The following is a 25,706-nucleotide window of genomic DNA, read 5'->3' as shown; positions in this document are numbered from 1 at the left end:
TGGGAGCGAATCAAATTCGATTCACCGGAGGCTGGCCGGTGAGGTCAGGCCTTCCCGGCTTGGGGCGGTACGTAATTCCCCGAGTTGCCTCCGAGCGTCTTCCACTCCCGGTAAAGCAGGCTGTAAAAGACTCCCGCGGAAATGAGCCACGTGAGATTCCAGACCGGCACAAACCGGTAGCACTGATCCGGAGTTGCGCCGAAGACTTTGACCGCATCAAGGAACATTCCGCAGGCAAGCCCCCCGACCATCAGGCCGACTGAACGGATCAGGGCATTAGCGGAACAAAATTGACCGTATCTCTCCCGTGGCAGGAGTTTCATGAACATCGGCAACTCCGATGCTGCGTGAAGCGTTCCGATCGGAAGACTCAACGCACTGAGTCCGATGTAGATCGCAAGTGCCGTGGAATCGGGAATGGCTCCACGGCTGAAAAGAAAGGTGATCGAGAGCGGAGCGACACAGATTTGCAAAAGTATGGAAACAAGCAACACCCGGAGAGGGTGGAAACGATCGGCGATCGCTCCAGCCGGATAGAGTAGCAACAGGCTGACAATGCCGCATGCTCCGGCGACCTGCCCAAATGTTTCCAGACTGACCTTGATGATGTTTGTCGCGGTCAGCACCGCATAGGTTCCACTTACCCAGGTCATGGCGAAGGACATGTTGGCCAGGAAGAAATACCAGTAGAACTTGTGCGAGAAACACTCGACTGCGTACGTGCGCAGATTGGCCAGGAAGCCGCTTTGCTTATCACCCTGCAAGGGGGGCGGGGGAGGGTATTCCCCTTCCTTCACCCGCCAGCACATCACGCCGAACGCGATAAGGTACAGGATGCCCGAGATGAGAAAGATCTGGCCGGTATGCGACTCGGCATACCGAAAGACAAAAGCGTTGAAGAGAGCCCCCGCTGCAGTGCCGACCATGCGAAACAGGGCCATAAACCGGGCGAGAAATGCCTCGGGAACTACATCGTTAAACAGGTAGTAGTAAACCGATGTGACAAAGAGATTGAAGAACTGGAAACACACCATGAACACGCCGATGACCACGAGCGTGACGGTAAGCTGCGAACCCTGGCCACCGAGCAGCGAGGCGTAGATCCACTTGGCAATCGGTTCAGCGTATCCGAGCAGGGCGAGGAACACCACGAGGAAGGGCGTGGCACCCATGAGGAATGGAATACGTCGCCCCCATCGGCTCCGCAGGCGGTCACTGCGGAAACTGATGAACGGGTTGATCACCGTATTCATCAGATTGGGAATGGTGGTAAGCACGAGGCCGAGCACCCAGTTGGGAGCGCCGATCGCGTGGAACTTGAGCGGCATGATGCTCGGCACCACCGTCTCCATGAGCGTGAAGCAAAAGTCGCCCCATAGCAGGTAGACAAAGAGGGTGATAAGTCCCGCCCGGGTATAGCTCAAAGTCCCCACGCGCATGCGCGAGGCCCCCTCGGTCGCGCCCGGTACCGCCGACGCGGTGAAAGTCGTTCCGCTCATTCCTGCAATGTCGGGATACTAGCCGTCGAAGCCTTCGATCGAATTCACGATCACCGTTCCGTCGACAGTGGGAGTACCGACAAAAACCTTGATCTTGGTGACAGCAGCAGGATCGAGGGCGAATCCGGGCTTTCCAAAGGACTCGCCGAATTTTACAACGACGGAACCCGTCGCCCCGGGTGCAAGCCAGGTCACATTGGAGTTCCAAGGGGCTTTCTGCCAGTCTCCAGCATTCTCAACTCGGAGCGAAACACCCACCTTCACCGAACTCGTGTTGGTGACTTCCGCGGTGACGCCCGAAGAACTGCCAAGATTCCATTCTCCATTCGGTGCGGAGAGTTCAAAACCCGGATAGCTCTTGCTCGCAGGAAATGTCAATTGGATCGCCTTGGACCCCTCATGATCCACGATCGCCACGCTTGCGCCATTTTCGACCTTGATTGCGGCTGCGTCCAAGGATGCGAAGTCGATGAATTTTGAATCTGCCAAGAGGATGGACGAGGAAGCCAGGAGGCAGAGGATCGATGCTGAGGAGAGGAAGGAGCGTATCATACAGGGGGATGCTTGGGGTTCAGGGAGTAGTTCACAAAAGGACTTTGCAGCGCTTCGCCTCGGGTACATCGAGGTAAAAGAGGAGGCAGGCGATACATCCTTACCGTACTCAATCCCTCGTGATATGGTAGGGCTGCTTCTGACAATTTTCTTGTCATTATCCGACATGGAGGGGACAATTCATCTCAGATTGAGACCTCAACCTCAGCCGACGACGTCAAAAGTCGTTTTCCCCTAGCATCATGATTTTTCCCGAACACTTCGTATGGGGTGCCTCGACCTCGGCCTATCAAGTGGAAGGCGCATGGGACCGGGACGGTAAAGGACTTTCCGTCTGGGATATGTTTACCCGCAGCGGTGATCATATCCGGGAAAGGCAATCCGGGCGCGAAGCCTGCGATCACTTCCATCGCTACGAGGAGGACATCTCCCTGTTTTCCCAGATTGGACTTAAGGCATACCGCCTCTCGATCTCATGGCCACGCGTCATGCCTGCGGGTGTCGGCCCGGTGAACAAAAAGGGGCTGGATTTCTATGACCGATTGATCGACCGGCTGCTCGAGGCGGGCATCGACCCCTGGGTGACGCTATTTCACTGGGACTACCCCTATGAACTCTTCCTCCGGGGTGGCTGGCTGAACTCGGAGAGTCCCCATTGGTTTGCCGAGTATGCGCAGGCAGTCGTCCAGAGGCTGTCTGATCGAGTTCGAAACTGGGTGACACTCTCTGACCCGCAGTGTTTCGTCGGCCTCGGCTATGCCACAGGAGAACACGCTCCAGGCCTGCGCCTCGAACTCCCGGAAATCCTGCTGGCCATGCACAATGCCCTGCTCGCCCATGGACGGGGAGTGCAAGCGATCCGAGCTACCGCAAAACAACCTCCCAAGGTCGGCTGGTCGCCCTCCGTGACCGTCTTTTATCCCTTTACGGATGCATCGGCCGATACGGAGGCTGCCCGTCAGGCTACCTTCTCCGTCTTCCCCGGGACGATCTGGAATAACACTTGGCTGAGCGACCCGGTGATCTTTGGACGTTACCCCGACGACGGCCTGCTCGTTTACGGTAATGCCGCCCCCAAGATTGGCAGCAAGGATATGGAAATCATCAAGCAGCCCATCGATTTCTACGGCTGCAATATCTTTCAGGGGACCCCGGTGAAAGCCGGACCCGACGGAGCGCCGGTGGCCGTGGCATTCCCGCCAGGCCATGCCGAAACCTCCAGTGGGTGGAAACAGACCCCAAAGGCTCTCTACTGGGGCCTGCGCTTTATCAACCGACATTACCGTATACCAGTCGTTGTAACAGAGAACGGCATGGCCAACTCGGATTCCCCAGGCCTCGATGGGAAGGTGCACGATCAGGCTCGCATCGACTTTCTCAATTCGCACCTTCTGCAAGTCCGACGAGCTCTTCAGGACGGCACGGACGTGAAAGGGTATTTTTACTGGTCGGCCATGGACAACTTTGAGTGGCAGCACGGTTATGCCTATCGCTTCGGTTTGATCCATGTGGATTACGAAACCCAGCGACGAAGTCTCAAGGAATCGGCGATCATGTATCGCGGCGTTATCACTTCCAATGGCGCCGATCTCGATGCCTTTCTCCCGGGAGGCACTGAGGAAACGCCATTTCTCGTCAAGGAGAGCATCCGCTATATCCATGCGCATCTCGATGCTCCTTTCAACATCCAGGAACTCGCCGAGAGCCTGCGCTGCCATCCGGACTATCTCGGGAGAAAGTTTAAACAGCACACCGGAGTGGAACTCGGCCTCTACATTCGCAGGGTCAGAATCGATCACGCTCGCGAACTGTTGAAAAATCCCAATAAAACCATCGACGATGTGGCAGAAGCCTGCGGGTTTTCCGATCGCATCCACTTTGCCAAGGTCTTCAAACGCCTGACTGGGGAGACTCCAGGACGTTACCGGAAACTCTTCGTTCCTTCAGCGACGGCGATCGAGGTCCGCCCGCTGTTGCGAGCGATCAATCCGCGCTCATCCCGAAGCTGGAAGCCATAGTAGGGGACTACAGTTGTTGCATTGGCCGAGCCACTACCAGGGTGAGAACGCCCTTGCCGAAAAGACCTCAAGGAACTCTTGGCCTCGACCCAGCCACGTCGGAAATCGTGACGTCGGGTAGGGAACTTGCAATTTCCTGACCGGGTAGGGACTGCGGCCGCTCAGGAGCGGAGGGGCTGGATTGAGGCTGATATATCGGCTGGCTTGCCGAAGTAAATTGCTGAAGTAGCCAGTACATCCACACCCGTGGCTGCGAGTTCGGCCGCATTGTGTTCAGTCACGCCACCGGCTGCAATTAATAGGAGTTCCGGACGCAAGTCGCGCAATCGTTGCACGTTGATGGCCAGTTGATCGGGTGAAAGCTTGTCAAACTGGATGCCATCGACTCCAGCGCAGGCGAGAGCCTCGGCTTCATCGAGAGACGCAGCCTCGACGATGAATTTCCGCTCGCAGGCGCGACTTTTCCAGTCGGGTACCAGTCGAATCAGGTCGTCGAACGATGGAAAAAATGCCGTATGGTGGTCAAAAACCAGAACGGTCTCGGATAGGCCGAGCCGATGCAGCATTCCGCCGCCAGCCCAGACAGCCTTGGCGCTTAACTCGCGGGTTCCCGGGAACGTCTTGCAGGTGGCCGCGATGCGAACCTTTGCGGCCCCTTGCTGGGCCGCGATCAGAAAACGACGTGTCCGACTGGCAATACCGGAAGCGTATTCCAGTATATTGATTGAGACCTTCCAAGCGATATGTAGCGCACCGACTGGACCTTCAGCTGTCACCAGGGTCTCGTTGGTTTGGGCCATTTGTCCCGAAGGGATGTGAACCCGAGCCTTCGCTCCGCACTTTTCAAAGACTCTGGCGACTTCCTCCGAGCCGCAAACCATCATTTCTTCCCGCGCTTTGAACGTCGTTGTTCCAGGCTGCTCGTCGAGGCCTAGCGTCCAGCAGGTCAGGTCGCCGCCTGGCGCGGTCTCCCGAATCCAGCGGTCCAAAGTGTCATCGAGAATCACATGCATACCGGAAACTCGAAGCTAGATCGAACTGGCGACCCGGAAAAGCGGGCAGTTCAGGTCAGCGCCTCCTAAAGCGGAAGCGTCATACGCAATTATATATGACATATATTATATGATGTTTTAAATATCACGGTGCATATGAGGCGGTTAAGTGGTTGTGGATAACTTGGGAAATAACTCACAGCGCCTCTTGCGAAGGCCATGAAGACGCGAGTTATTAACAGCGCCGCAGAGATAGTTAGGCGGCTAACCGTTGAAAAAGGATACCGGAAATCAGCTCCGGAGCAACGTGGAGACGACCTGATCGAGGCCCTTGGCGAGGTTCGACTGAGCCGCCTTGGCGTTCCGAAGGAGCGTGTTAAACGCCGGCACACAAGATGGCTTGCTCACGAGATGGCGGAACAAAGCCAATGGCTCGGGACGACCAGTCACCGGATTCATCAAAACATCAGCAGGCACCGGCATATCATCATCGGCGGCATCACTGATGCATCGAACGCTGACGAACGGAATCCCGCGCTTAAGGCAAACCTCGGCCAAGTGGGCTGTCTCCAGGTCGGCAATCATCGCGCCCGTCGAGGCGCCGAGGCGCAGCTTATCCGCGGAAGCTTCCACAATCGCATCGGCGGTATACAGGTCCCCTAGCCGCCATCCGGGCAACCGCCCCAGTTTCTCCAAAAGCCCTGGGTCGGTATAGTTCTGGCCGATGACCAGGTCGCCAACACGCGTGGCCGGAGTCAACCCGCCAGCGAAACCTGCTGAAATGACGATATCCGGCGAAACCCGGGAAAGCTTCGCCTCAAACGGCGGTACGCACCGTACACCCATTGCGCCCAGCACCCAGGAGTCGACGAGCAGTTGCGGCTTCGATCGAGCCCGGTAAACGGCGCTCTCATATTCCAGGGCAAAGACGACGGCAATCATGGCTTGGGAGGAATGATCGTAATATGGACCTCGATCAGCGCGGTGTCACCTCCGGTCGTCGATTTACTCATCGACTCCACGTTTTCGCCTTTTAACGACTTGGCAAAGACTTCGCTACGCTCGGTCGGTATTTGTACCAGCACCTTATCCGGCTCCGCCTTGGGCAGGACGAATCCGCCGAGATCGGATGCCGTACGCTCGATCGATGCCATCCCGGCTTCATTGCTGCTGGCGGAAATCTCCAAAATGGAGGTCCCCGAGCTTAACTGCGCCGGTTGGGCCAGTTGTTTTGTCGCCACGTCTTCCAAAGCCTTCTGCAACGGTGCGAGAGCCTCGGGCGGCAGGTCAGGTTGCCTGGGAGTCGAGTAGGCTTTATAGGCTAAAACCACGCAAACCATCGGGATCGCCAGGGCCATTCCGACCATTGCGAGGACGAACATCAACTGCGGCGTGAACTGAAATTGTTTGGATTGCTCTTTTTGCACTGTTGACCCGAGGGATTCCGTCTAGGATATTCCCCAGCCTTTCCCGATGTCCATCGAACGCACGCGCAATTTTTGCATCATCGCGCATATTGACCATGGCAAGACGACGTTGTCCGATCGTCTGCTTGAGAGTACGGGCACCATTGCCGAACGTGAGAAGCAGGATCAGCTCCTGGATTCCATGGATCTGGAACGGGAGCGCGGCATTACGATCAAGGCCCATCCAGTCGCCATGCGCTACCGGGCCAAGGACGGTCATGACTACCGCCTGAACCTCCTCGATACCCCCGGCCACGTGGACTTCGCCTATGAGGTCTCCCGAAGCCTGGCCGCCTGTGAGGGTGCCCTGCTCATCGTGGATGCCGCCCAGGGCGTGGAAGCCCAGACCGTGGCCAACGTCCACCTCGCCCTCAAGCAAGGCCTGACGATCATCCCGGTCATCAACAAGATCGACCTTCCGAACGCCGATCTCCCGACGGTTAAGAAGCAGCTTGAGGATATTCTGGCCATTCCCGCCGACGAGGCCATCGCGGCCAGCGCCAAGGCAGGCATCGGCATCCAAGACATTCTCGAGGCTGTCGTTGCGCGCATTCCGGCCCCCAAGGCTCAGGACGACACTCTGCGCGGCTTGGTATTTGACTCGGTTTTTGACGGTTATCGCGGCGTAGTCAGCTACATCCGCGTGATGTCAGGTTCTGTCATTCCCGGCACAGCGGTGAAGCTCATGTCGACTAACAAGAGCTATGAGATCAAGGAAGTCGGCGTCTTTACGCCCAAGATGTTCCAGCAGAAGCAGCTCAATGCTGGCGACGTGGGATACTTCATCGCCAACATCAAAAGTACGGCGGAGATCAAAATCGGCGACACGCTTACCGATGCCCGTCGGCCGGCCTCGGAACCCCTGCCCGGATTCCAGGAAGTCAATCCCATGGTGTATAGCGGCATCTATCCGATCAACACCGCCGATTTCGAGCACCTGAAGATGGCCATGGGCAAGCTGCAGCTCAATGATGCTGCCTTTGTCTTCCAGCCGGAGAGTTCGGTCGCCCTCGGCTTCGGTTTCCGGTGTGGATTCCTTGGTCTCCTTCACATGGAGATCATCCAGGAGCGCCTCCGTCGCGAGTACAACATGGATATCATCGCGACATATCCGAGCGTAATTTACGAGGTCATCCGGACCAACGGTGAGCGCCTCGAGGTCGACAATCCGGCCAATCTGCCCGACATGAGCGTGATCGAGGAAATCCGGGAGCCGGTCGTAAAGTGCTTCGTCATGATTCCGAATGAAAACATCGGCGACATGATGCAGCTCATGCTCGACAAGCGGGGCACGGTGGAGCACACCGAGTCTCTCGATTCCCGCCGCGTCATGATCACGGCCACCCTGCCGCTCAACGAAATCCTCGTTGATTTTCACGACAAAATCAAAACGCTCACCCGTGGTTACGGTTCCATGGACTACGAGCCTGCCGGCTATCGGGCCTCCGACCTTGTGAAGCTCGAGATGCTCGTCAATGGCGAACCGGTCGACGCATTTTCCTCGATCGTTCATCGCGAAAAGGCCGAGGGCCGGGGGCGTGCTCTTGCCGCCAAGCTGAAAGAGGTAATCCCAACCCAGCTCTACCAGGTCTCCATCCAGGCGGCCATCGGAGGCAAAATCGTCGCCCGCGAAAACGTAAGCGCCATGCGTAAGAACGTGACGGCCAAGTGCTACGGCGGAGATATTACCCGTAAGCGCAAACTTCTGGAAAAGCAGAAGGAAGGCAAAAAGCGCATGAAAGCGATCGGCACCGTGAATATTCCGCAGGAAGCTTTCATTCAGGTTCTCCGGACCAGCTAGTTTCTATGTTCTTCACACCGCGGCATATCAAGGAAGGCAAGCACTACCGCCATGCGGTCAGGCGTCTCATCCATTACAAGGAGGACATTCTTTCCGAGGCCGACCTCGATACGCTGCGGGAGCTCGAGGCTGCGATGACGGCTGCCTTGAAGACGCGCAAGCGTGAGGAAATCGGCAAGGTCATCGAGCGGATCGACAAGCAAGTCGGTCGAATCGTCCCCCCGCTAAATAACGCAGGTTTGCGCGAAAACGTTGAGGTGTTCGTCGTAGCGATCGTAATCGCCGCTGGCGTGCGGGCGTATTTTCTCCAGCCATTCAAGATTCCCACGGGCTCCATGCAGCCGACTCTGTACGGCATCGTGGCCAATCCGCAGGATAGTCCCCCACCCAATATCCTGAAGCGGGCGTTTGAATTCGTCTGGCTCGGCCGATCCTACTTTAATGAAGTGGCCACCAGTGACGACATCATCCTGACAATCAAGGAAAAGACGTACCTCAACTTTTTCACGTTTACCGACATCACCGGGGAAAACAGCCGCTATACGGTTTTTGCTCCGGAAGCCACACTCCGCAGCTTCTTTGGCCTCTCCGAGCAAAAGCTCCTGCGCAAAGGAGAACCGATCGTGCGAGGGTATGTCGATACCGGCGATCAGGTCTTTGTGGACAAGATGTCGTACAACTTTGTCCCACCCCAGCGAGGTAATGTTTTCGTCTTCAAGACTACTGGCATCAGCGGTATCCGCATGCCTCAGGGCGTCGACTCCCAGCACTACATCAAGCGTCTGGCAGGCATGCCGGGAGACACCCTGCGCATCGCAGCGCCCCAGCTCTTCATTAATGGAGCATCACCCAGTGAGTGGGTGTTTCAACGTGTCATCGCCGCGAAGGATGGATATCAAGGGTACTCAAATTTCCTCCAGGCGACTTACCTGCAGACTCCCGAGAGTACGTTTCGCGTCCCTGAGCAATCCTATTTCGCCCTCGGCGATAACAGCTACCACAGCAGCGATAGCCGCTTCTGGGGGCCGGTCCCCGAGCAAAATGTCGCCGGTCGCGGTCTCTTCGTCTACTGGCCATTTAGCAAGCGCTGGGGCTTGATTCACTAGCGGAATTCCGTTGCTTTAGGGGCAATAAACACCCATATTGTCCCGCTCTTTACCCGGTGGTGTAACGGTAACACAGAGGCCTTTGGAGCCTTTATTCATGGTTCGAATCCATGCCGGGTAGCCAATCTCTCTTTCTGAAGATTGGCCTATGGAAACTTGGGAATGTTTCTTGTGGCCTCGAGGATTGCGTGCTGCGCAAAGACCGATCCCAGCGTAAGTGCAATAAACAGACCGAGCACGCTGACCAGGAAGATCGTTGTTGCCGATACGATCAGGAGTTTTATCCCTTCCCTCTTCTCTCCCATGACCATGGCAACGATCGCGCAGGGGATGACGGCTATTCCACAGAAAGCCCCGGCAATTGGGATAAAGGATAAGTAAAAACAGCTCCACCCGGCAGACAGGGCGTTTTCAGCGATGCTGCTGACTCCAGCGGGTTCGGGGCCCTTCCAATCCGAAAAATCGTCACCTTTGGAATGGAGAATGCCTCTGTAGCTCATTGCGGAAGGGTATGAGAACGTCGAGAAGCGCCCAAGCAGCTTCTCCCTTCTCAGGGGGCGCGAGTCCGGAAAAGGAAGCAGGGCGCACTAAAATACGTATCGCCCGACCCTTCAGGCTTGCCTACCGGTTCGCAGGTTCCGGTGGGTCTACGATGCGAAACGAGTCGGAACCATCATCTTCCAGGACTTTCCCTTGGGCTGCACGTACCGGAACGGCTTTGTGAAGCGTGATCGTCTCCGCCTTCGGCGCAGGTGCGGAAACGGGCGCGGAAATAACCGTCGGTGGGACGGCAACAGGCTCCAGCACGGTCGGTGGCGGGGCCTTTGGGATGCTCGGGGGCACGATTTCTGCCTTGGGAGGCACTATCGCTTCGCTCTGAGGTTGCCTGGTAAAAATAGGTGGTGCGACCAAGGCCCAGGCCAGGACGACGAGCAGTAATCCGAATCCGATCAATCCACCCGTCCGCTGCGGGTGCCGATCATCCGCCGGAATTAATTCGATGATTTCCGGCGATCTTGTTGCTTGTCTTTCGGAGGGAACGATAGTGTGATCCGGGCGGCTGCGCTGGCGCAGGGCACGAAGCTCGTTCGTCAAGTTCCGGGCTTTGTTCTCCGATGGGTCCATCACTTCCCGTTCGAAATCAAGAGTAAGCAAAATTTAGCGCGCAGACAAACCGATATCCATTTCCCATGAAATCCGCCCGTCGCAGCGATCCCTTCCATCTCCAGGCCATCGAAGACGTCCGCAAGATCTACGCTGATCTCGCCGCACGCCCGATCGAGCGCAACTGCACGCTGCAAACAGAGTGCTGCCAATTCAAGCTGACCGGGATCGTCCCCTTCCTCACAAAAGGCGAGGCGATCGTGGCGGCCAAAGCCTTGCGAGCAGCCGGGCGGACCAAGCTTCCCGAGAGGGCCGATGGGGCCTGCCCGCTCCTGCACCCGCAGACCGGGCGATGTATCATCTACAAGGACCGTCCGTTTGCCTGCCGCACGCATTTTTGCTCTGGTGCAGGTGGTCCATACCAGCGTTCCGAGGTGATCGACCTCATTCGCCGTCTTGAGAAAATCGATGCCGAACTCGGTGGATGGGGGGTCAGCGGCCTGCCCGCCGCGGTGCGCGAGGGCATGCGCGAGATCGGGTAAGCCTAGCGAACCAGGACGACAAAAAGCTGTCGACCTTCTTTTTCCTCTGGTCCGGCCAAGATCAAAGGAACCCGCTTCGCTGCTTCGATTGTGGTTGTGAGCAACCTGCCCTGAGAATCGGCCATTTCCACTGCCAACCGGTAACGGGAGGCATCCATCGACTCACAATCGATACGAAGCGTAAACCCGTTTTCAAACTCGAACGTGCTTCCCTCGCCAACGGCGATGTTCCATTTCTTCTCCTTTTCGAGTTTGAGAGCTCCGAGGCCAAAGTCCCTCTCGACAGAGGCCTCCACCTCTTGAAGAGCAGAAGCGGTCGTTCCCTCCCGGGAAGCTATGGCCGAGGCGATCCACAGCACGTCCCCGGCTGCGTGTAAACTACCCAGGGACACGATCAAATAAATGGCGCAAAGCCGAATCATCGCAACCTCCTCCACTCGATAATCACCGCATCGGCCGACTCTGCAGATCGAATGTCGAGCGCCACTCCGTCCCCAGCGGCGGACGAAGAGATCACCCTTGTCTGGAAAGACCCGGCGGGGAGAATTGAGAATTCCCGCGGAAGAAAAACAGCGGTTAGACCAGCTGCCATGACGAGACAAGCCAGGCCCGCAATCACGAGGGTTCGCACCCTCACGACTAGGAAGCGCCGTAGCGCTTGCGCCATTCCGCCCGATACTCGCTCATCAGGTCGACGATGCGGTCACGGACACGGAACAAAAGGCGATTTACCGATGTGCGCTGGCGAGGCGTCATTTTGCCAAGGTCGACCAGCTTCGCAGCTGCGTCCAACGCATCGTTGGCAGCCTTGAGACCACGTTTCAGATAGGCGATGGTCATGCCGATCTCCGTGTACTCATCTCCGCAAAGCGCCGCAGCGAGCTTTGCACCGCAGACAGCGGACCGCGTGGCAAGACGAATTGCTTCGGGTTCGTCCTTGAGAGTGCCGTCGCGATCCATCCAGCTGTTGATCCAGGTGTGGAGCTTCAGCGTGTCCTGATAAATCGGCGACTTGGAGAACTCGTCGAAATCCTCGTCGGAGGCTTCCGACTGTTCGGAATCCTGTTCGTCACAGAACTCCTCGGAAACTTCCTCCCAACACTCCTCCTCCTCCTCCTCGTGGGATTCCCATCCCATTTCACGGGCGATGATATTGTCACGCTCGGGATGATCGAGATACTTTTCGAGCAGACCGAAATACTTTTCGGTGTTTCTATCCTGCTGCTGGAGAAAGCGCTCCCATTGGTACTCATCCCAGACCTCAGGCGTTTCGTCGAAATCGTCGTCAGCCATTGGGTTTTCCTTACTCCACGCTTCCCTCGGGTGCAAAGGATTTCTTGCGTTCCGCCTGCAGCCGCAACTGCCCACAGGCCGCCGCGATGTCGTGGCCCTTCTCCCGGCGCAGGGTGGCAGCCGCCCCCCGATCGTGAAGTATCCCGAGAAATCGCTCTTGAGTCGGTACATCTGGGCGTTCCCATTCCAGGCCCTCCACGGAGTTGTAAGGGATAAGATTGATCTTGGCCTGAAATCGCCGGGCATGGCGCGCCAGCTCATAGGCTTGCTCAGGCATGTCATTCACACCCTGGATCAGGATATACTCAAATGTGATGTGCTGTTTTTTGCGGGCGGAAAAATACTCGCAAGCCTCCATCAAATCCGCCACGGGATACTTGCGATTCACCGGCATGATTCGGCTTCGCACTTCGTCCGTTGCGCCGTGGAGGGATATCGCGAGGCGGATCTGGAGCGGTTGGTCGGCAAAATCCTTGATACGGGGCACAAGACCACTGGTGGAGACCGTGATATGGCGGGCTCCCAGCCCGATGCCCCACGGTGCATTTATGATCTGGATGGCCTGCAGGAGGTTATCGTAGTTGGCGAATGGCTCGCCCATCCCCATGAAGACGATGTTGTTGATCTTCTCCCCGCTGATTTCCTCGACTGCGAGGAACTGCGCCACGATTTCGCCGGCAGTGAGGTTGCGTTTCCACCCGTCAAGGCCACTGGCGCAGAACCTGCAGCCATAAGCACAGCCGACCTGGCTCGAGATACAGATGGTACGTCGATCCGCCCGCTCTCCGTACAAAGCCGGAGAGGCCGGGATGAGCACCGTTTCGATGAGTTGCTGGTCCTCAAGCTGAAAAAGGAACTTCCGGGTCGTATCCTTCGATCCTGTCTCGCCCACCGTCTTCAATGGGCGCAGGGAAAACCTCGAGGAGAATTTTTCCCGCAAAGCCGCGGGGAGATTGGTCATCCCGGCAAACTCCCCCACCCGACGGCCGTAGACCCACGAGCAGAGCTGTCCGCCGCGATAGCGCGGTTCGCCGAGCTTTTCGAGTTCGGCGCCGAGTTCGTCCTGTGTGAGAGAAAGAAAGTCCACGAATAAATGATTTTGCAACTTTGCGCGAACGAACCGGGTTTAACCGTTGTCGTCCTCCATGAAGCTGCTGTCCTTCATATCCTTCACGCCACCCGGGATCAAGTATCAGCCAAGAGCCTTTCTTTTCCGCGGCATTGCGAGCCTGCTCGCCCTGATTGCCTTGGCCGAGCCTGCGGGTGCCGTCCTGGTCGACGACGCCTCCTATCAAACGACGGCACCGACAAGCGCCAGCGTGCCCAATTGGGATGTCGGGTGGAGTCAAAGCGGAGTCACAGGTTGGGATTATGTCGGCGCTGTCGGAGGAGCCTCGGGAGTTTATCTTGGCAACGGATGGGTCATTACCGCGGCGCACGTCAATCTCTCCAGCGGCACCTACACACTGAATGGAACGACCTACGCCATCGTGGCGGAATCGACCGTTTCCCCGGGTTCCGCAGACCTCACCATGTTTCGGATTTCCTCGGAGCCCCAGCTCCCGGCTCTCTCCATTAGCAGTTCGGCCCCCATTAGCTTCAGTACCCAGGTTGTCATGATCGGGTATGGCGGCGGTGCGAAAAGCTGGGGCGTCAATACCGTGACCGCCACCCATGTGCAGGTGACTGTGTCGGCCTACACCTCCACGGATTTCGCCACTGCCTACGGAACCCCCTCCTCGCAGGGGAGGAACCGCATGACAGTAATAAACAGCGCCGAGGCCGTGCCCGGGGACTCGGGCGGCGGCGCCTTCGCATACAACTCCGCCAGCGGCACATGGTCACTTGTCGGTTTGATTGAAGCCGTAGACTCCAATGGAGACACCTATTTCGTGCAGTTAGGTTCCTACTCCACGTTCATTAGCCAGACGATGTACTCGTCAGTCCCGGAGCCTGCTCTCCCGGCCTTGCTGCTTCCGGTTGCATGCTTTGCTCTCTGGCGGTTACGGCATCGAAGGTATTAGGTTTCCTGTTAGGAATGTGGCCGGATTGATAGGATTTGGCTGGCGTTCATCAATATTTCTTCCAAAATGACCCGGACTCCCCCAACCGGATATCTGCCGTGGAACCTCCTGTTTTCCTGACGTTAGGCCTGAGTAAATTACGGAAAGCTGTCATGGCGGGCACTGTTTGTGCCTCCGCTTTTTTTGGAGAAAATACGTCTGCACTTGTCCTATGGGACAATACCGGAAACGCCGCGTCGACAGGAGCTGGTAGCGGATGGAACTATGTTGGCAAGGTCACCAATGGCAGCGCTGTCTTTCTCGGAAACTACAGCACCGGGTATTGGGTCCTCACGGCGAGCCATGTGGGGCCGAGCGACTTCACGCTCAATGGCACAACGTATTCCTACATCGCCGATCGTCCGTCCGTATAACGAACCCCGATGGCAGCGCCACTGACCTCGTTGTATTCCGGGTAGCCAGTGGCCCGGCACTCCCTGCCCTCAGTTTTGCATCCATCTCCACCGGATCGTCTGTAACGATGATCGGAAACGGCTTTGACGGGGCATCGACGACAACGTACTGGGACTCGAGTTGGAATGAACTCGCCAGTTCAGCCGGAGCGGCTCACGTGGGCTACAAATGGCTGAACAGCTCCAGCAAGCGCTGGGGAACGAATACGGTGTCGGTAAGCTCGTTTATCACGAATTATGGGTTCGGAAATGTCTCCCTGCTCGGGACGACATTCAACCAGATCTATGATGACGCCCAAGTCTCTACCGGGGATTCCGGCGGCGGAGTGTTTACCAGCACGGGAGCGCTCGCGGGCATACTGCTCGCCTCGGCCAACTACCCATCCCAGCCTGGGAATACCTCAGTGATCGGGGATGGCTCGTACTTCGCCGATATGTCCGTGTATGGCAGTCGGATACTGGCCGTGGTGCCAGAACCCTCCAGCTTTGTGCTGCTGGGTCTCGCCGGAATATTAGCGGCCGCGATGACCCGCCGCCGGAGTCGAAAGAGAAGAATCTAGTTTCCCTTTTGCGTAGGCTCACCAGCGTTCACCCACCCCGAGATTCCGGGAGCGAAGTGCTTGACGTTGGTGTACCCGAGTTTTTCTGTCGCATCGACCGCCAGTTTGTAGGCAGGACATTGAGGGCTATAGCAGTAGGCTACGATCAGAGTGTTTTTGTCCGCAGGGAGCTTGTCCGCGAGATCTTTCTGGTAGGCGAAAAAGTCCACCGCACCCGGGATGTGTCTCGAGTTATAGCTTTCGGTACCATTGACGTCGATCAGCGTAACAGTCTTGGAATCAATCGCCTTCTTGAGATCTTGCAGACTGATATCGGAGGCCAGGAGCGGACCGGCCAGGAGCGCCAGGATCGAAAGAATAGCGGCGAGATGCTTCATGGGCCGCACTATATCGGGGGGTGATACATCTGCAACTCCAAGGAAACCTTGAGTTTAGCAATTGTTTGGCGTATGTCTGCCATCACAATGGCAGACGAGCAGCACTTGGCCGAACGGGCCGAACGCGCAAAGAAAATCATCGAAAACGCCGCGAATTTCAAAATTTGCGAGGGTTGCGACTCGATCGTGACGATGCGCGTGTCCTCCTGCCCCAACTGCCACGGGTATCGCTTCAATGAGGACACCGAGGAAGTGATCGCTCACGCCAAGGAACTCGGCTCCCGCGCGCAGACGACTGTCACTTCGCAGGATCTGGAGTAATTCGCGACTAGTCGCTCTTGCTCAGACGCTCCACGGGCTTGTCCCACAGGAGTTCGTGTGCTTCGGCAAGCACGCCAGGAATACGTTCGGCAAACGGGCTATCTTTCACCGAACGCGAAATCGCCGCTACGTCCAGCTCGGCTGCGTTTTTCCCGGGAAACCAGTGGTCGGCATTTCCGAGAAGGTTGTAGCGCATTTTGCCAAACTCGACCATGTCGAGAGCCTTGGCATAATTCCACAGCCGGAGAATTTCCCAGACGTTGACTTCTCCCGGTACATCCTCCCAGGCAGGAAGTCCCTCCTGCCAACGGGCGAACCAATCAAAGCCAAGCTGCCGACGAAGCTCATTCTCCAGACGGTCGCCGACCTCGGCCACGATCTTTTCCGCATCGTGCCAAAGCTCGAGGGCCTTGAGATGCTCGTCAAAGTCCTCGGGCTTCGCCACCCCCAGGCTGAGGGTATGCACCTGCGGACGGAGCAGGCAAAAGAGATCATTAAAGATCATTGGCGAATATGGCTCACACAGTTCGCGCAGCTTCTCCGAGGGCTCGTAGAGCTTCCCGCCCTTGTCATTCGGGCTGATGATAAAAACCCCCATGTCGTGCCGGGTTGCCGCTTCGATGGCGGGCCAGTTCACCTGGTTAATCCAGTACCAGTGCAGGTTGACGTAGTCGAATTCCCCGGTCTCGATCGCTTCGGTAATGACATCGCATGCTCCATGTGTGGAGAACCCGAGAAAGCGCACGCGGCCTTCCTTTTGTAACTGGCGTCCAACTTCAAGCGCGCCTCCCTTGCGCAGGGTCAAGTCGAGAAGGTTGCGATTGTTGATTCCATGAAACGACAGCAGATCAATATGATCCAGCTTCAGCCGGTCCATACTGGTCTCAAATGTCTTGAGAAAATCCGCCGCTTCTGCGGGGGCGACCTTGGTCTGAACGATCAGCTTCTCCCGATCATACTGTGGCAGGATCTGACCAAGCTGAACCTCGGAGCTGCCATATCCCCTCGCCGTCTCGATATGGTTGACGCCCACTGCCAGCGAGCGCTCAATACAACCGACGAGGCGTTTTTGGTTCTCTGACAGGATGTTGTCAAACTCCGTATCCTTCCAATCCTGCTGATATCGCATTCCTCCGCAGGAGAATACAGGCATCTGGAGTTCCGTACGGCCAAAGCGGCGATAGTGCATCATAGACGATGGAGGAGAGCAGCGACTTCGATTTCTGCGGTTTGCGGGAACATGTCAACTGGCTTGGCTTCCCGAAAGGCGTACTTGGTAGCGAGCATCTTGATGTCGCGCGCCAGTGTAGCCGGATTACAGGAAACGTAGATGATTCGTTCCGGTTCACGGGAGAGAAGATGCCCGATCACTTCACTATCGATGCCTTCCGACGGTGGGTCGATGAGGACCGTGGTTTTCTCGGCGGGTCCGGACCCCAATGCCGCAGCGAGGTGTTGGGCAACGTCACCCAGCAGGTAAATCTCATTGGCTCCGCGACGATCGCGAGCGGCTCGCACAGCATCCTCACTCCACTCGATGCCGACCACCTGGGCATACTGTTCGCGCAGATGGTGCGCAAAGAATCCTGCACCGCAGTAGGCATCGACCAGTAACTCGCCACCCGGCGCTGAGAGTGAACTCACCGCCTCTTGGAGAAGCGCACCTGCCGCTGAGTTCACTTGGCGGAAACCTCGGTAATCGCTCGGTTCACGCAGGGAATACTCGCCGTCTCGCGGTTGGGATTCCCGCAGGGCCTTGAGCTCGGAATTGACCAACTCCGAGGCAATCGGACATTCCGCCACATCGACGACCCGGTGACTCTTTGCTCCGAAGAAACCGACCTTCCCTGCCCTCACATGCACGCTGATGCGGTTGCGATATCCGTATTGCTGAGGGGACGGGATAGCGGGGTGGACGACTGGCGTGGGAATACCTCCCAGGCGGCGGAGCGCATCCTCGACCTGCTGCGTCTTGATCGCGAGCTGGCGTTCGTAGCCGATATGCTGGTACGAACACCCCCCGCAGGTTCCGTAGACAGGGCATTTAGGGCGCACCCGATCCATGGACGCCTCCAGCACGCGCACCAGATCAGCTTCAGCATGCTTCGACTTTTCCCGGATGATCCGGCATTCGACGCGTTCCCCAGGAATTACCCGGGGCACAAAACACACTTTTCCGTTCGGCAGGCGGCCCAGGCCTTTTCCGCCAAATGTAACCTGCTCGATAACCAGCGACGTATCCAAGACGCGACTATGAGACACCTTTGCCAGCGCCTCAACGGAAATCTACTGCAGGTGGAAAAGCAAAGGGCGCGGACTCAGCGCCCGCGCCCTCGACTGGCTCGTTACTCAACTCTCCGTCAAGCGACGGTGATCTTGCGCGGCTTCACCGCTTCCGACTTTTGCAGGCGCACGGTCAGCAATCCCTGGCTCATCGACGCCGTGATCTTGTCGGTATCGATACTGGGATCGAGATCGAACACCCTTCGGTATTCGTTCTGTGACCGCTCGCGGTATACTGGGCGGCCGAAGGATTGATCCTCGGCCCGGCGGCCTGTCAGGGTCAGTTTGCCGTCTTCCACGGTGATCTCCACACCATCCTTGGCAACGCCGGGCATCTCGAGCTCCAGCGTGTATCCATCACCGTCATGGTGCAGGTTGGCGCGGGGCGTGATGTATTCGATGCGACGGCCTTGCGTCGATGACGCGGGGCTGCATGTGGTCAGTGTGCTCATTATAAATTCCTCCTTGGATTGATTGGTCGCGCCCGGTTCTTGCCGGGCGCCTGATTGTTTATTCTAGGTTGACTTGGATCTTCCTCGGCTTGGCTTCCTCCGCCTTCGGCAGAGTGACAGTCAGGACTCCGTCCTGGTAAGCCGCCGTGACGGCGTCGGCTTTCACCGGAGACGGGAGCGTGACGCTGCGGGTAAAGGACCCGAAGTACCGCTCACTACGGAAGCTCTCGCTGCCGCGTTGTTCGGTTTCTGCCTTGCGTTCTCCTGAGATGGTCAGCACGTCATCCTGCAGGGAAATGTCGAAGTCTTCCTTCTTCACTCCCGCCAGTTCGACGCGAACGGTGACCTTTTCCTCGTCTTCAAAAATGTCCAACGCTGGAGCCCAGCTCTCGGGATTACCCGGAGCATTGCTCGCCAGTTGAAACGCGGAATCCAGGAGATCCCGCAGGGACGAGAGACGGTCATACGGCGACCAGGTAGCCAACTCGGGGTTGCGATATCGAATGATGCTCATTTGGTGATTTCCTCCTAACCCCTTCCAAGGAGCCTAAAACATGCCGCCCGAGGCCAAGGTCGCACCAAATTGCGTAATACACACATAATCAGCGGGAAATGTGTTTTTTACAGAAATTGCTCCTGATCTTTATTGAGTCAAGATGACTCTCTCACTGGAAAAAATTGTCTCGTGAAATAGCGACGGAATGACTCAGTTTTCCAGTACGTTGCTAAACGAATCACGAAGTTCGCCAGCCATGTGGATCATCTGCCAACCCACGAAAACCACCACAAAGGCGTAGAATACCTTGGGAGTCCAGGAGGAGATAAGATTGAGCTGATCGAGGGCGGCCTTCTGAAATCGGGATGAAGCGCGGGAAAGCTCCTCGTCAAGTTTTCCTGCGGCCTCTCCCGTCTCAACGGCGCGCACAAGTTCCTCCGGCATACCTGGTTCCGTGCGAAAAGCCTCCCCCAGGTTCGCTGTACCGGTGGCGACGCGATGGACAACATTCTGGGAAGCGGTCGCCATGAGCGCGTTTCCACAGGCCTGCCCGGCAGAGAAGAATGCTTCAAGAAATCCCCCGCCCGCGCGAATGGAAATTGCGGCAACTGACGCGAAGCTCCACGCAGACCACGTGGAAAAAGCTCGCCCCAGGAATGGCACGCATTGAAACGCTTTGGCCAGCTGCGTATCACCCGCGAGCTTTTTGCGAAGCCATTTCCATAGCAGCCACAGGCCGACAATGATCACGTAGAATACTCCCAAAGTCGGAACGACCATTGCGAGGTAATGCGACCAGCCACCCGAGACAATCGCCAGAGGGATCGAAAGCAGAATCACACCAGCATGAAACACTACCAGCGGATAAGCGGATCGCATCACGAGCATCCTCCGGGCGGCATCGAGCTCTGCGTAATGCACGCTCAGCTCACGAAAGACCTCCTCGAGCCGGCCGGACTTTTCCCCAACCTCCACGATTATCGCGTCACGAGCGGGGAAGCCTGAGGCAACCAGGGCATCACTGACAGAGGAGCGCCAGTTGGAATGAATCAAGCGTGCCGCGGCACTCAGACGACTGGCGGGATTCCGTCCCATAACCTCCAGCGCACCGAGAAAGGAAAACCCGCTCTGTGCCAATTGGGCGAGTTCGTGAAAAAGCTGCTCTTTAAGCCGAAAGCTGAGTTGCACGCAGGCGGAGTTTCTTAAAATGTGCCTCAATGCCATCGCAAAAGCGAGACCTAGATGACCGCAAGTTCATGCGTGCTGCCTTGGCGGAAGCGCGAAAGGGCCTCGGACGCACGCACCCGAATCCCGCCGTCGGAGCCGTTATTGTCTCGGGCGGACGCGTTATCGCTACGGGATGGCACCAGGGCGCTGGCCTTCCCCATGCGGAAATCGAGGCTCTGCGCGCCTTGAATCGCTCCGCAAGAGGCGCGACCATTTACGTCACCCTGGAGCCATGCTCCACCCATGGCCGGACACCGCCATGCTGCGATGCAATCGTTCAAGCGGGATTCAGTCGCGTGGTCTATGGAGCGACTGATCCCAACCCAAAGCATGCCGGAAGGGCGGATAGTCTGCTGGCCAGCCATGGCATCAAAGTTACCTCGGGCGTTCTTGCCAGGGAGTGCGCAGACCTCAATCGTTATTGGAACAAATGGATAGCGACCAGTCTTCCCTATGTCGTCGTGAAAGCGGCGATGACCCTCGACGGCAGGATTGCATCTCATCCCGAGAGCCGCTGGCTTAGCAATGCACAATCCCGCCGTGAGGTGATGAACCTTCGGTCACGCGTGGCGGCGATCATGGTCGGTGGAGAAACAGTCCGGGTCGATGACCCTCAACTGACAGTACGAGGCATGCGAATCAAGAAACAGCCGCTTCGAGTCGTATGGACTCGTTCCGGCAATCTCCCTCCTACTGCCAAAATCCTGCAATCTCCCGAGCCCGCAACGATATTTCAAAATGTCCCGCTGTCCAAAGTTTTCAGGCAGCTCGGGAAGCAGGGTGTCCCGAGCATCTTGTTGGAAGGAGGTGGGCGTTTGCTCGGTGAGGCGTTTGACCGCAGGCTGGTTGACGAAGTGTGCCTGTATCTCACTCCCATGATCGCGGGGGGGCCTACCCCAACAGTAGCTGGTCGGGGCGCAAGTACCAACGAAGAGGGCCTTGCGCTGGAGGATGTCAGCTACCGTCGTATCGGAGACGACATGTGCCTGATGGGCAGAGTTTCTAGAAATTGATCGGCTCGGGAGTCGGAGCGGAAATCGCGGGCGCGTCAAAATGGGTGTCGAGCGGCTTTACTGCCTCGGCGCGTCGTACTTCGGGTTCCGGCCCTACTGGCGTCGGTTGCGCATCGCTCACGGGTTCAACTGCTGGCGCACTCAGAGGCTGACCTTCCTGGGGAGCCTGGGCTGGAGCTTCTCCCTTGTCCTCCCGCGTCACGGGAATGGCTTTGGCCACAGGGATGTTTTCGTCGAAGCGCTGGGCGTCCGGGCGCACCGAGTTGTAAACATCACTCAAGCCGAGAAGAGTCGGCTCCGCCATGGCTATCGGGCGGATCGTGGCAAGATCCACCGCAAGAGTCGCACGAGGCCATTCCTCCTGATTGTACTCCTTGGCATAGTTGCGCAGGCCGCCGCCATGAATATCGCACGCGACTGTCGGCACCTGGGCCGCTGTTGCCCATTCGGTATACGTATACGACATCTTGTTACCACCGCCGGCAGCAGTGTTACGCATGGTTTGCTGACACTGCGGAGTGGCTAGTAAACCCGAGACACTGCAAATCTCGACAGCCTTGAGGGTATCGGGACGGTGGAAATCCGTGGCCGGGAGTTCCTCCGCGGCCGCGTTCATGACCTTGGACCAGATTGGTAGAGCGAGGTCTCTGCCAAATGCACCGCGAAAGATTTTCGTAGGCCGATCAAATCCCACCCACACACCACAGGTCACCGAGCTATCATATCCAAAGAAATAGGTGTCGGTGAAATTGTAGGCGGTACCCGTTTTGCCTGCCGCCGGGAAGCGGCCAAGTCCATACTCATTGTAGGCGATGGAACCCGTGCCTTTTTGCAGGGCGTCCACCAGTCCGGCATGGGTCTGAAAAGCGGCTTCCGGGCTGATCGCTTTGACCTTCTGCTTCTCGGAAGAGAAGACGATCCGCCCATCGGAATCCGTGATCCGCTGGATGATGAATGGCTCCTTGGGCCGCCACCCGCCATTAGGGAAGACGGTATAGCCCAGCGTCACCTCCTGCAACGTGGCTTCACTGCTGCCGAGGAATGAGTTTGCATAGTTGCGCAAGGGGGAGGCAATGCCTGAGGCCTGCGTGACCTTTTTGACCTGATCGAGTCCGGCCATGAAGCCGAGACGCACTGCCGCAGCGTTCTTCCCCCGGGCCAGGGCTTCCCGCGTGGTCATTGGTCCGTCATATTCGTTATTGGCAGCCTCAACCCCCCATTCTCCCAGGATGCCCGTGTCCCCGCCAACCATGACATAGCGATTGTCGATACAGGAGTCTTCCACGATCTGCCCCGGGAAGATCCCCTTTTCGTACGCTGCGGCATACACAAACGGGACAAACGCCGTCCCGATCGGACGTCGAGCCATGGTCGCCCGATTGTATTCGCTGTGTTTGAAATCCCTGCCGCCAACCATCGTGAGGATGCCTCCTGTCGAATTATCCAATGCCATTACGGCGCATTGGAGATACTTGGGCTCAGGCATCTTGACGGACATATTGCCGTTGTTGATCTGGTCCTCGATCTGCTTGGAAGTTGCCCGGTAAGATTCGAACGTGGGATGCGAGTATCCGGGCAGACGCTCTACCTTGGTCAGGACGTCGCGCATAGACTGCTCCGCAGCCTTCTGCATTTTCAGGTCGAGCGTCGTGTCGATGCGGAATCCGCCGTTCATGGCTCGCTCATAGCCCAGTGCTGCCACCGCCTGCTGGCGGATGTAATCCACCGCGTATGAAACCTTGAAGGGGTTCGTACGCTTCATCACATACAGCGGGATGCTGATCTGCTCATCCAGCTCCTTGCCAGTGAGAAATCCCTGCTCCTTCATGCGGCGCAGGACAAAATTGCGATTTTGCAGAGCGCCCTCCTTGTTATTCCAGGGCGAAAGCGCCTGAGGACTCTTCAAAAGACCTGCCAATACCGCAGCTTGACCCGGATCGAGTTCGAGGGCGCTCTTGCCGAAGTACCCCTTCGCCGCCGCCTCGACACCATAGAAGCCACTCCCGAAGTAAACACGGTTCAGATACATCTCCATGATCTGATCCTTGTTGAAGTTCTCCTCAATACGCTGCGCGAGGAACATCTCCACAAACTTGCGCTTATAGGTACGCTCGCGCAGTTCAAAGGAGTTGCGGGCCAGTTGCTGGGTTACTGTGCTGGCACCCTGCGAAATCTTGCCCCGCCGATAGTTTGCCAAAGCGGCACGGAGGATGCCCATGTAATCCACCCCCCCATGCTCGTAAAACTTATTGTCTTCCGCTGCGATGACGGCCTTGGGCATCCAGGGCGAGATCTTGCTCAAGGGGACAGGATGACGGTTCTGGATGAAAATCTTACCGATCTCCACGCCGTCCCGGTCGAAAATGACCGATGCCGCCTCCATCTTGTCCATCTGCGACAGGTCAAATTGAGCCGCCGACTGACGAAACTGCGCCGAAAAAATAAGCCACGCCACCCACGCACCAAACGCACCCACAGCGATAAGCACGAAAGGGGCATAAAACCACCATCGTGTGAGCAGGGGCTTCTTCTTGCGTCGAGAACGGGAGGGCTTCTCCCAGTTGTAAAGTCCGTTACTGATCCCGCCTATTTCCCATGATCGGGGGGTCTTCGCAAATGCGAAAATTCCAAAAAACACATCGGCGCGCCCAACCTTCTTGATACTGCATATTAATTGCACTTGACCGGACGTTCGCGCTTTGGAGAATCGGCACCCTCTCTATCAACCATGCTCAAACGCACAATAGCACCGCTATTGCTCTCGGCCGCCTCACTGATGGCCGGAGTAGCAACGAATACGGAACAGATCAGTGACCCCGCCAGACCCTGGTGGGAATGGGACAATGCCACCGGCGATTGGTTCGGAGCGCGAACCACCCTTCAGGACCATGGGGTCGATCTCTTCGGCAGCTACTCCGCGGAAGTCTGGGGTAATACGACTGGCGGCTTGAAGCAGGGCACGGTCTATACCGGCCTGATGACCTTCGGTACCGAGGTGGACCTGGAAAAGCTCGTCGGCTGGAAAGGTGCGACGATCAGCACGACCTGGCTCTGGTTGAGCGGGCGTGATGCCTCCGAGGATCTTGCGGGGAACTTCCTCACGGTCTCGAACATCGCTGGATTCAACACCCTGCGCATGCTTGAAATGTGGTTCCAGCAGAACTTCTTCGACGATAAACTCTCGATCCGCGTGGGACAGATCACGGCGGACAGCGAGTTTCTTACCTCGACCTACAGTTCGCTGTTCCTGAACGGCACCTTCGGCTGGGCTCCGTCGATGTACACTAACCTGCCGGAAGGCGGCCCCGGTTATCCGATGGGCACCCTCGGCGTGCGTGTCGCGGTGAATCCGGTCGACTGGCTAACGCTCCAGAGTGCGGTGTTCCAGGGCAACGTCTTTGCCCAGAATGTGAACCGCCACGGTTTCCGCTGGGATCTCGATGCCAATAATGGCTACTTCTGGATGAATGAAATCCAGGGCCGCTGGAATCAGGGTGAGGAAACCTTTGCCCTGCCTGGTGAAGCCAAGTTTGGCGCATGGTTCCATACCGGCAGCTTTGCCGACCCCTACTACGATGAGGCTGGCATTCCCCTCGCCGACGCAGCTTCCTCGGGCATACCCCAGGATCATAACTGGAACTATGGCTTCTACTGGGTCCTCGACCAGATGCTGTTCCGTGAAGCCCCTTCGGTGGTCACTACCGAGGGTCTGAGCAAAGACGGCAAGGGAGTCGCGAGCAAGAATGCTCAGACGGTTGAAAAGCCCTCCCAGCAGGGTCTTGGCTTCTTCGGTCGTATTGCCTTCCAGCCGCAGGATCGCAACTTCCTCGGGTTCTACTTTGATACCGGTCTCGTTTATACCGGTCTCATCCCGACCCGCGATGAGGACCGCCTCGGCGTTGGCTTTGCCTACGCGCAACTCTCCAATGGCGCCCAGGATAACCTGGAACTCGAGGGATCGACGGGAGTCGGTGCAGAGATGGCTGTGGAGTTCAGCTATGAGGCTGTCATCACCCCCTGGCTCTCGATTCAGCCGGACGCGCAACTGATCATCAATCCCGGTGGAACTCAGGATCTGAACAATGCCTTCCTCATCGGAGGACGACTCACTGTGACGTTCTAGTCGCT

The 25,706-nt window shown here is 57.2% G+C and carries 27 protein-coding genes and 1 tRNA gene; 11 read left to right on the top strand and 17 right to left on the bottom strand.

Going from position 1 to position 25,706, the window contains the following annotated elements:
• Positions 1 to 44 precede the first annotated feature (44 nt).
• Together TSACC_RS12760 and TSACC_RS12755 are read right to left on the bottom strand one after the other, a co-directional pair.
• On the bottom strand, positions 45 to 1,499 hold the full coding sequence (locus TSACC_RS12760) for an MFS transporter (RefSeq protein ID WP_075079646.1): 1,455 nt from the start codon (positions 1,497 to 1,499) through the stop codon (positions 45 to 47).
• Between the two features lie 18 nt (positions 1,500 to 1,517).
• Positions 1,518 to 2,051, bottom strand: a complete 534-nt coding sequence (locus TSACC_RS12755; RefSeq protein ID WP_153811412.1) for a hypothetical protein — start codon at positions 2,049 to 2,051, stop codon at positions 1,518 to 1,520.
• 242 nt (positions 2,052 to 2,293) lie between these two features.
• Between TSACC_RS12755 and TSACC_RS12745 the strand changes: the two genes are divergently transcribed.
• The gene (locus TSACC_RS12745; RefSeq protein WP_075079643.1) at positions 2,294 to 4,069 is read left to right on the top strand and encodes a GH1 family beta-glucosidase; all 1,776 of its coding nucleotides are present in this window, start codon (positions 2,294 to 2,296) and stop codon (positions 4,067 to 4,069) included.
• A gap of 161 nt (positions 4,070 to 4,230) precedes the next feature.
• Here the strand turns inward: TSACC_RS12745 and modD are convergent, their stop codons facing one another.
• From modD to TSACC_RS12730, 3 genes are all read right to left on the bottom strand, one after another.
• Positions 4,231 to 5,082 (bottom strand): ModD protein, encoded by an 852-nt coding sequence (modD, locus tag TSACC_RS12740; protein ID WP_075079642.1) that lies wholly within the window; start codon positions 5,080 to 5,082, stop codon positions 4,231 to 4,233.
• Positions 5,083 to 5,352: 270 nt separating this feature from the next.
• Positions 5,353 to 6,003, bottom strand: a complete 651-nt coding sequence (locus TSACC_RS12735; RefSeq protein ID WP_075079641.1) for a phosphorylase family protein — start codon at positions 6,001 to 6,003, stop codon at positions 5,353 to 5,355.
• Positions 6,000 to 6,446, bottom strand: coding sequence for a hypothetical protein (locus TSACC_RS12730; protein WP_237763966.1), 447 nt, complete (start codon positions 6,444 to 6,446; stop codon positions 6,000 to 6,002). The genes TSACC_RS12735 and TSACC_RS12730 overlap by 4 nt, the downstream gene beginning before the upstream one ends.
• Before the next feature lie 88 nt (positions 6,447 to 6,534).
• Between TSACC_RS12730 and lepA the strand changes: the two genes are divergently transcribed.
• From lepA to TSACC_RS12715, 3 genes are all read left to right on the top strand, one after another.
• On the top strand, positions 6,535 to 8,328 hold the full coding sequence (gene lepA, locus TSACC_RS12725) for a translation elongation factor 4 (RefSeq protein WP_075079639.1): 1,794 nt from the start codon (positions 6,535 to 6,537) through the stop codon (positions 8,326 to 8,328).
• A 5-nt stretch (positions 8,329 to 8,333) separates the two neighbouring features.
• On the top strand, positions 8,334 to 9,434 hold the full coding sequence (gene lepB / locus TSACC_RS12720; RefSeq protein ID WP_075079638.1) for a signal peptidase I: 1,101 nt from the start codon (positions 8,334 to 8,336) through the stop codon (positions 9,432 to 9,434).
• 50 nt (positions 9,435 to 9,484) lie between these two features.
• Positions 9,485 to 9,558: transfer RNA gene (locus TSACC_RS12715), tRNA-Gln, on the top strand.
• A gap of 22 nt (positions 9,559 to 9,580) precedes the next feature.
• Here TSACC_RS12715 and TSACC_RS12710 read toward each other — a convergent pair.
• A complete protein-coding gene (locus TSACC_RS12710) occupies positions 9,581 to 9,934 on the bottom strand; it encodes a hypothetical protein (protein WP_075079637.1) in 354 nt (117 codons plus the stop codon).
• A 121-nt stretch (positions 9,935 to 10,055) separates the two neighbouring features.
• Positions 10,056 to 10,277, bottom strand: coding sequence for a hypothetical protein (locus TSACC_RS21860; RefSeq protein WP_153811411.1), 222 nt, complete (start codon positions 10,275 to 10,277; stop codon positions 10,056 to 10,058).
• A 347-nt stretch (positions 10,278 to 10,624) separates the two neighbouring features.
• On the opposite strand from TSACC_RS21860, the gene TSACC_RS12700 reads away from it, so the two are divergent.
• Positions 10,625 to 11,080, top strand: a complete 456-nt coding sequence (locus TSACC_RS12700; RefSeq protein WP_075079635.1) for a YkgJ family cysteine cluster protein — start codon at positions 10,625 to 10,627, stop codon at positions 11,078 to 11,080.
• Between the two features lie 2 nt (positions 11,081 to 11,082).
• Here the strand turns inward: TSACC_RS12700 and TSACC_RS12695 are convergent, their stop codons facing one another.
• From TSACC_RS12695 to rlmN, 3 genes are all read right to left on the bottom strand, one after another.
• Positions 11,083 to 11,517, bottom strand: coding sequence for a hypothetical protein (locus TSACC_RS12695; protein WP_075079634.1), 435 nt, complete (start codon positions 11,515 to 11,517; stop codon positions 11,083 to 11,085).
• A 202-nt stretch (positions 11,518 to 11,719) separates the two neighbouring features.
• Entirely contained in the window at positions 11,720 to 12,373 is a 654-nt protein-coding gene (locus TSACC_RS12685) for a hypothetical protein (RefSeq protein WP_075079632.1), read from the bottom strand.
• A gap of 10 nt (positions 12,374 to 12,383) precedes the next feature.
• The gene (gene rlmN, locus TSACC_RS12680) at positions 12,384 to 13,460 is read right to left on the bottom strand and encodes a dual-specificity RNA methyltransferase RlmN (protein WP_202815962.1); all 1,077 of its coding nucleotides are present in this window, start codon (positions 13,458 to 13,460) and stop codon (positions 12,384 to 12,386) included.
• A 58-nt stretch (positions 13,461 to 13,518) separates the two neighbouring features.
• Here rlmN and TSACC_RS12675 point away from each other — a divergent pair, with 58 nt between their 5' ends.
• From TSACC_RS12675 to TSACC_RS12665, 3 genes are all read left to right on the top strand, one after another.
• Positions 13,519 to 14,397, top strand: a complete 879-nt coding sequence (locus TSACC_RS12675; RefSeq protein WP_075079630.1) for a S1 family peptidase — start codon at positions 13,519 to 13,521, stop codon at positions 14,395 to 14,397.
• A gap of 152 nt (positions 14,398 to 14,549) precedes the next feature.
• A complete protein-coding gene (locus TSACC_RS22125) occupies positions 14,550 to 14,810 on the top strand; it encodes a hypothetical protein (RefSeq protein WP_075079629.1) in 261 nt (86 codons plus the stop codon).
• Between the two features lie 107 nt (positions 14,811 to 14,917).
• On the top strand, positions 14,918 to 15,409 hold the full coding sequence (locus TSACC_RS12665; protein ID WP_075079628.1) for a PEP-CTERM sorting domain-containing protein: 492 nt from the start codon (positions 14,918 to 14,920) through the stop codon (positions 15,407 to 15,409).
• Here TSACC_RS12665 and TSACC_RS12660 read toward each other — a convergent pair.
• On the bottom strand, positions 15,406 to 15,786 hold the full coding sequence (locus tag TSACC_RS12660; protein ID WP_075079627.1) for a rhodanese-like domain-containing protein: 381 nt from the start codon (positions 15,784 to 15,786) through the stop codon (positions 15,406 to 15,408). The genes TSACC_RS12665 and TSACC_RS12660 overlap by 4 nt on opposite strands.
• A 72-nt stretch (positions 15,787 to 15,858) precedes the next feature.
• Here TSACC_RS12660 and TSACC_RS12655 point away from each other — a divergent pair, with 72 nt between their 5' ends.
• On the top strand, positions 15,859 to 16,107 hold the full coding sequence (locus TSACC_RS12655; RefSeq protein WP_075079626.1) for a hypothetical protein: 249 nt from the start codon (positions 15,859 to 15,861) through the stop codon (positions 16,105 to 16,107).
• A 7-nt stretch (positions 16,108 to 16,114) separates the two neighbouring features.
• Here TSACC_RS12655 and TSACC_RS12650 read toward each other — a convergent pair whose 3' ends face one another.
• The 5 genes from TSACC_RS12650 to TSACC_RS12630 all read right to left on the bottom strand — a co-directional run bounded on the left by TSACC_RS12650 (position 16,115) and on the right by TSACC_RS12630 (position 20,526).
• Positions 16,115 to 17,296, bottom strand: coding sequence for an aldo/keto reductase (locus TSACC_RS12650; RefSeq protein ID WP_075080727.1), 1,182 nt, complete (start codon positions 17,294 to 17,296; stop codon positions 16,115 to 16,117).
• Positions 17,296 to 18,369 (bottom strand): class I SAM-dependent RNA methyltransferase, encoded by a 1,074-nt coding sequence (locus TSACC_RS12645; protein ID WP_084400435.1) that lies wholly within the window; start codon positions 18,367 to 18,369, stop codon positions 17,296 to 17,298. Before TSACC_RS12645 ends, TSACC_RS12650 begins: the two co-directional genes overlap by 1 nt.
• A 98-nt stretch (positions 18,370 to 18,467) precedes the next feature.
• On the bottom strand, positions 18,468 to 18,842 hold the full coding sequence (locus TSACC_RS12640; protein ID WP_075079624.1) for an Hsp20/alpha crystallin family protein: 375 nt from the start codon (positions 18,840 to 18,842) through the stop codon (positions 18,468 to 18,470).
• Between the two features lie 58 nt (positions 18,843 to 18,900).
• Entirely contained in the window at positions 18,901 to 19,356 is a 456-nt protein-coding gene (locus TSACC_RS12635) for an Hsp20/alpha crystallin family protein (protein WP_075079623.1), read from the bottom strand.
• A 192-nt stretch (positions 19,357 to 19,548) separates the two neighbouring features.
• Complete coding sequence (locus TSACC_RS12630; protein ID WP_075079622.1) at positions 19,549 to 20,526, bottom strand: type II secretion system F family protein; 978 nt, start codon at positions 20,524 to 20,526, stop codon at positions 19,549 to 19,551.
• Positions 20,527 to 20,555: 29 nt separating this feature from the next.
• On the opposite strand from TSACC_RS12630, the gene ribD reads away from it, so the two are divergent.
• On the top strand, positions 20,556 to 21,578 hold the full coding sequence (ribD, locus tag TSACC_RS12625; RefSeq protein ID WP_075079621.1) for a bifunctional diaminohydroxyphosphoribosylaminopyrimidine deaminase/5-amino-6-(5-phosphoribosylamino)uracil reductase RibD: 1,023 nt from the start codon (positions 20,556 to 20,558) through the stop codon (positions 21,576 to 21,578).
• On the opposite strand, the gene TSACC_RS12620 is transcribed toward ribD, so the two are convergent.
• Positions 21,568 to 24,066, bottom strand: a complete 2,499-nt coding sequence (locus tag TSACC_RS12620; RefSeq protein WP_237763965.1) for a transglycosylase domain-containing protein — start codon at positions 24,064 to 24,066, stop codon at positions 21,568 to 21,570. The two genes, ribD and TSACC_RS12620, sit on opposite strands and share 11 nt — an antisense overlap.
• Positions 24,067 to 24,354: 288 nt before the next feature.
• Here TSACC_RS12620 and TSACC_RS12615 point away from each other — a divergent pair, with 288 nt between their 5' ends.
• Entirely contained in the window at positions 24,355 to 25,701 is a 1,347-nt protein-coding gene (locus TSACC_RS12615; RefSeq protein WP_237763964.1) for a carbohydrate porin, read from the top strand.
• The last annotated feature ends 5 nt before the right edge of the window (positions 25,702 to 25,706 follow it).

The sequence above is a fragment of the Terrimicrobium sacchariphilum genome, assembly GCF_001613545.1.
Lineage (GTDB): Bacteria > Verrucomicrobiota > Verrucomicrobiia > Chthoniobacterales > Terrimicrobiaceae > Terrimicrobium > Terrimicrobium sacchariphilum.
The sequence above is the reverse complement of the archived record's forward strand: the minus strand, read 5'-3'. Positions and strand labels throughout refer to the sequence as shown.

Bases quoted from the DNA above. Each gene is read 5' to 3' on its own strand.
- TSACC_RS12685 (WP_075079632.1), bottom strand. From the start codon at position 12,373: ATGGCTGACGACGATTTCGACGAAACGCCTGAGGTCTGGGATGAGTAC.
- ribD (WP_075079621.1), top strand. From the start codon at position 20,556: ATGCCATCGCAAAAGCGAGACCTAGATGACCGCAAGTTCATGCGTGCT.
- TSACC_RS12710 (WP_075079637.1), bottom strand. From the start codon at position 9,934: ATGAGCTACAGAGGCATTCTCCATTCCAAAGGTGACGATTTTTCGGAT.
- TSACC_RS12755 (WP_153811412.1), bottom strand. From the start codon at position 2,051: ATGATACGCTCCTTCCTCTCCTCAGCATCGATCCTCTGCCTCCTGGCT.
- lepB (WP_075079638.1), top strand. From the start codon at position 8,334: ATGTTCTTCACACCGCGGCATATCAAGGAAGGCAAGCACTACCGCCAT.
- TSACC_RS22125 (WP_075079629.1), top strand. From the start codon at position 14,550: ATGGCGGGCACTGTTTGTGCCTCCGCTTTTTTTGGAGAAAATACGTCT.
- TSACC_RS12700 (WP_075079635.1), top strand. From the start codon at position 10,625: ATGAAATCCGCCCGTCGCAGCGATCCCTTCCATCTCCAGGCCATCGAA.
- modD (WP_075079642.1), bottom strand. From the start codon at position 5,082: ATGCATGTGATTCTCGATGACACTTTGGACCGCTGGATTCGGGAGACC.
- TSACC_RS12675 (WP_075079630.1), top strand. From the start codon at position 13,519: ATGAAGCTGCTGTCCTTCATATCCTTCACGCCACCCGGGATCAAGTAT.
- TSACC_RS12615 (WP_237763964.1), top strand. From the start codon at position 24,355: ATGGCCGGAGTAGCAACGAATACGGAACAGATCAGTGACCCCGCCAGA.
- TSACC_RS12745 (WP_075079643.1), top strand. From the start codon at position 2,294: ATGATTTTTCCCGAACACTTCGTATGGGGTGCCTCGACCTCGGCCTAT.
- TSACC_RS12660 (WP_075079627.1), bottom strand. From the start codon at position 15,786: ATGAAGCATCTCGCCGCTATTCTTTCGATCCTGGCGCTCCTGGCCGGT.
- TSACC_RS12655 (WP_075079626.1), top strand. From the start codon at position 15,859: ATGTCTGCCATCACAATGGCAGACGAGCAGCACTTGGCCGAACGGGCC.
- TSACC_RS12640 (WP_075079624.1), bottom strand. From the start codon at position 18,842: ATGAGCACACTGACCACATGCAGCCCCGCGTCATCGACGCAAGGCCGT.
- TSACC_RS12735 (WP_075079641.1), bottom strand. From the start codon at position 6,003: ATGATTGCCGTCGTCTTTGCCCTGGAATATGAGAGCGCCGTTTACCGG.
- TSACC_RS12760 (WP_075079646.1), bottom strand. From the start codon at position 1,499: ATGAGCGGAACGACTTTCACCGCGTCGGCGGTACCGGGCGCGACCGAG.
- TSACC_RS12650 (WP_075080727.1), bottom strand. From the start codon at position 17,296: ATGCACTATCGCCGCTTTGGCCGTACGGAACTCCAGATGCCTGTATTC.
- lepA (WP_075079639.1), top strand. From the start codon at position 6,535: ATGTCCATCGAACGCACGCGCAATTTTTGCATCATCGCGCATATTGAC.
- TSACC_RS12665 (WP_075079628.1), top strand. From the start codon at position 14,918: ATGATCGGAAACGGCTTTGACGGGGCATCGACGACAACGTACTGGGAC.
- TSACC_RS12635 (WP_075079623.1), bottom strand. From the start codon at position 19,356: ATGAGCATCATTCGATATCGCAACCCCGAGTTGGCTACCTGGTCGCCG.